This window comes from Inquilinus sp. CA228 (assembly GCF_052078665.1).
Taxonomy (GTDB): domain Bacteria; phylum Pseudomonadota; class Alphaproteobacteria; order DSM-16000; family Inquilinaceae; genus Inquilinus.
In genome coordinates this window covers 1-4,434 of sequence record NZ_JBQJIK010000159.1, presented here as the reverse complement: position 1 = coordinate 4,434, position 4,434 = coordinate 1, and the positions used below count along the sequence as shown (strand labels likewise).

3 protein-coding genes and 1 pseudogene are annotated in these 4,434 nt (G+C 70.7%); 1 reads left to right on the top strand and 3 read right to left on the bottom strand.

The features are described 5' to 3' along the window. The coding region (locus tag ACTOWL_RS37570; protein ID WP_441326411.1) for an AAA family ATPase at positions 1-1,273 on the bottom strand (1,273 nt) is incomplete at its 3' end. A 3-nt stretch (positions 1,274-1,276) separates the two neighbouring features. Next, a complete protein-coding gene (locus ACTOWL_RS37565) occupies positions 1,277-2,518 on the bottom strand; it encodes a metallophosphoesterase family protein (RefSeq protein ID WP_441326410.1) in 1,242 nt (413 codons plus the stop codon). Between the two features lie 122 nt (positions 2,519-2,640). On the opposite strand from ACTOWL_RS37565, the gene argG reads away from it, so the two are divergent. Beyond that, positions 2,641-3,984, top strand: a complete 1,344-nt coding sequence (argG, locus tag ACTOWL_RS37560; RefSeq protein ID WP_441326409.1) for an argininosuccinate synthase — start codon at positions 2,641-2,643, stop codon at positions 3,982-3,984. A gap of 56 nt (positions 3,985-4,040) precedes the next feature. Here argG and ACTOWL_RS37555 read toward each other — a convergent pair. Beyond that, positions 4,041-4,434: pseudogene (locus tag ACTOWL_RS37555) on the bottom strand (hypothetical protein); the annotation flags it as partial.

The window sequence follows — 4,434 nt, the reverse complement described above, 5'->3', positions numbered from 1 at the left end:
GCTGCAGCGGCCGCGGGTCGCTGAGGCCGCCCTGTTCGGCCTGCTGGCGCTGCAGCTCGGCGAGGGTGGCCGTCTCGCGCTCGATCGCGGCGCGCTGCCCGCGCCGTGTCTCCGCCAGGGCCCGGCCGCCGGCGATCAGGCGCTGAAGCTGCGCCTGCGCCGCGTCGCTCGGCTGGACTGTCTGGATCGCGCCGGGCTCCTGGCCGAGCCGGCCGGCCAGCGCGGCCAGGGTCCGCTCCAGATCGTCGAGTTCCGCCTGGATGCGGGGCAGGTCGCGCCGGCTTGCGGCATGGCCGCCGCTCTCGCCGAAGATCTGCACGACCTGGTCGGCGGCAACGGTCAGGGCCTCGTCGACGACGATGCCGTCGAGGTCCTGCCGGGCCGTGGCCAGGTCCGCCTCCGCTCGACGCAGCCCCTCCGCGGCCTGGGTGACGGCGCCGAGGCTGTCGCGCAGCGCTTCGGCGGCGCCTCGAGCAAGCTGCGGCAGGTCGGCGAAGGCGTCGAGCCGGACGAGATGCTCGTCGAGCAGCCGCATCAGCGGGCCGACGCGTTTCAGCCGCGCCAGCTGCGATCGCGCCGCGGCGATCCCGTTGCGCTGCGCCCTGATGTCGCCGAGACGGGTGGCGAGGCTGTCGATCGACTCGTTGAGCGCCTTCCAGTCGCCGGCCCTCAGCTCGCGTTCGCGGATCGCCTTGCGCGCGTCTTCGAAGCGATCGAGCGCCTGGTAGAAGCGGCGGTCCTTCGACGCGCGGGGGGCGAAGATGGCGTTCGCCTCGTCCTCCAGGCTCCGCCGCAGATCGCTCAGCCCGCGCAGGCCGGAGGCCGCGGCGAACAGGCTGGCGCCCGCCTCGCCGTCGCTGCGCAGCATGTCCTCGGCGCCACGGCGCAGGGTCTCGGCGTTGAGCCCGAAGGCGCGGCAGAACACGTCGCGCGTCAGGCTGCCGAGATAGGGCAGCAGGGCGTCGTCCGCGATCGGGCTGTCGTCGGGACCGAGCAGCGTGTTCTTGTTGCCTTTGCGCCGGCGGAAGGTGAGACGGCCGCCATCCCGGCCGATGATCTCGGCGCCGATCCGCAGGTCCTTGCCCTCGTGCAGGAAGTCGTAGCGGGTCAGCCGCTCGATGCCGAACAGCAGGTCGGTGACGGCGGCCAGGGCGCAGCTCTTGCCCGCCTCGTTCGGCCCGTGGACGATGTGCAGCCTCGCCCCCGGCGGGAAATCCAGGGTCCGGCCGGTGAAGGGGCCGTAGCGGTCGAGGTCCAGTCGCAGCAGGCGCATCGGTCAGCGCGCCGTGCCGGCCGTCGCCCGTGCGACCAGCATCGCCCGCGCCTCTTCCAGCAGCGCGCCCAGATCCGAGGCAAGGGGCGGCCCGTCGCTCACGATCCCGCCCGGCAGCTTGCCCGTGATCGTGGCAACCAGCTCGGCCGCCCGCGCCTGGAACTGCGGGTCCTGCTCCAAGCCCTCGAGGAGAGCGGAGAGGTCGAGCGAGGCCAGGGCGTCGTCGGCGGTGGGCTCGGGATCCTCCGTCTCGATCCGCAGGCGTTCGAGCCAGATGTCCTCGTGGATCCGGTTGGCGGCGGCCTGGACCTCGTCGGCCATCCGTTCCGGATCGGCCGTCAGCCGGTGGTGCAGCGGCGTGATGCCGGTCAGCCGGATGCGCAGGGCCAGCAGCCGCCCCTCCGCCGCCGCGGCCTCCGGCGCGATAGCCTCCTCGATCCGTCGCAGGGCGCCGGCTTCATCCTCGATGCCGGTCAGGTCGATGGCGGCGACAGCCCAGCGGGCCCGGTCGAGGGCAAGGCGCGTGGTGCCAACGATGTGGCCGTCGGCGACGTCGACCAGGACGGCCCCTTTCGGGCCGCATTCCCGGACGCTGCGGCCCTGCAGATTGCCCGGATAGACGATCCAGGGGTCCCGCGACAGCTCCTCGTACTCATGGACGTGGCCCAGCGCCCAGTACTGGTAGCCGCGCGAGGCCAGGTCCTGGACGGTGCAGGGGGCGTAGACCGCATGGCCCGGCCGGCCGTCGCAGGAGGTGTGCAGCACGCCGATATTGACCCAGCCGGGCACCGGGTCGGGGTAGCCCAGCGCGTAGTTTTCGGGAACGGCGCGGTCGGGGAAGCCACGACCATGCAGGGCGACCTTCAGGCTCTCGATCCGGAACGTCCCGGGCCGGCCGGTCGGGAACTCCGAAACGCAATCGGGCAGCGAGATGGTCTTGGTCACGACGCTCTCGGCATCGTGGTTGCCCTTCAGCAGGAACAGCGGAATGCCGGCCCGGTCCAGCCGCGCCACCTCGCGGTTGAAGAACAGGCCGATCGACGTATCGCGCCACTCGCCGTCATAGACATCGCCGGCGACGACGACGAAGGCGACCTTCGCCTCGATCGCCTGGGTGACGAGATCGGAGAAGGCCTCGCGGCTCGCCGAGGCGAAGCGCCGGGCGACCTCCGGGTCCTTGAGGCCGAGGCCCGTCAGCGGGCTGCCGAGGTGCAGATCGGCCGCATGCAGGAATGTGAATCGCATTTGTCCACCTTAGGGCCTGACCCGGAAGCATGAAACACCGGGCAGCCCTTAACATTCGCCGGCAACCGGGCTAGCTTGCCGGCGGCCGGGTGAGGCTGCAGACAGAATTCCGGAGCAAACGGTTGGTTGCGAACATTCTCCACGATCTTCCCGTCGGCAAGCGCGTCGGCATTGCATTCTCGGGCGGTCTGGACACCAGCGCCGCCGTGCATTGGATGCGCTCCAAGGGCGCGCGCCCCTGCGCCTACACCGCCAATCTCGGCCAGCCCGACGAGAGCGACTACGACGACATTCCGCGCAAGGCCCTTGCCTATGGCGCCGAGACGGCGCGGCTGATCGATTGCCGCACGCAGCTGGTCGCCGAGGGCATCGCCGCCATCCAGTGCGGCGCCTTCCACATCAGCACGGCGGGGGCGACCTACTTCAACACCACGCCGCTCGGGCGCGCGGTGACCGGCACCCTGCTGGTCGAGGCGATGCGCGAGGACGGCGTCGACATCTGGGGCGACGGCAGCACCTACAAGGGCAACGACATCGAGCGGTTCTACCGCTACGGCCTGCTCGTCAACCCGAACCTGCAGGTCTACAAGCCGTGGCTCGACCAGCGCTTCATCGACGAGCTCGGCGGCCGCAAGGAGATGAGCGAGTACATGGCGGCGGCGGGGTTCGAGTACAAAGCCTCCGTCGAAAAGGCCTACTCGACCGACAGCAACATCCTGGGCGCCACGCATGAGGCGAAGGACCTTGAGTTCCTGAACACCGGGATCGCCATCGTCAAGCCGATCATGGGCGTGGCGTTCTGGCGCGACGACGTGGCGGTGAAGGCCGAGACGGTGTCGGTGCGGTTCGAGGAAGGCCGGCCGGTCGCCCTGAACGGGCAGAGCTTTGACGACGCGCTGGCCCTGTTCACCGAGGCCAACGTCATCGGCGGCCGGCACGGCCTCGGCATGTGCGACCAGATCGAGAACCGCATCATCGAGGCGAAGAGCCGCGGCATCTACGAGGCGCCCGGCATGGCGCTGCTGCACATCGCCTATGAGCGGCTGGTGACCGGCATCCACAACGAGGACACGATCGAGCAGTACCGCAGCAACGGCCGCCGCCTCGGCCGCCTGCTGTATCAGGGCCGCTGGTTCGACCCGCAGAGCCTGATGCTGCGGGAATCGGCCCATCGCTGGATCGCGCGCGCGGTGACCGGCGAGGTGACGCTTGAGCTGCGCCGCGGCAACGACTATTCCCTGCTCGACACCACCAGCCCGAACCTCACCTACGACCCCGAGCGGCTGACGATGGAGAGCGGCGCCGGCGCCTTCACCCCGGCCGACCGGATCGGGCAGCTGACCATGCGCAACATGGACATCGCCGACACGCGGGAGAAGCTGGCGGTCTACTTCCGGACCGGGTTGCTGGGCGGCTCGGACGGGACCCTGTCCCTGCCGCGCCCGGATGCTGCCAAGAAGCCGTAGCCTCGGCGTCGCGACCTGACACGAAGCCCCGCCCCGCAAAGGCGGGGCTTTGCCGTTCAGGCTCGCCTTACGCGCTCCGCCCTGTCCCGTCCGGCGAGCAGGGCCAGCGATCCGGCCAGAACGACCACGGACAGGGCGGTCCCCAGGCCGAACAGCCAGGCGTAGCCGAAGCTGTCCGCCAGCATGCCGGACAGCACCGAGCCCAGCAGATAGGCCGCGTACTGGGCGCAGGCCAGGATGGTGAAGTCGGTGCCCGGCTGGGCGGGCGAGGCCACGGTCATGAACAGGCTGAACAGCACCACCAGCTCGGTGGTGCGGATCAGCGTCTGCAGCGCCGCGGCGCCGAACAGCAGCGGCAGCCCGGGCAGCAGCCCGGCGGCATGCAGCGCGAACACCAGGCAGGCCAGTACCCTGAGCGTGCCGATCAGGCCCAGCGCGACCGCCGGTCCG

Bases quoted from the DNA above. Each gene is read 5' to 3' on its own strand.
- ACTOWL_RS37565 (WP_441326410.1), bottom strand. From the start codon at position 2,518: ATGCGATTCACATTCCTGCATGCGGCCGATCTGCACCTCGGCAGCCCG.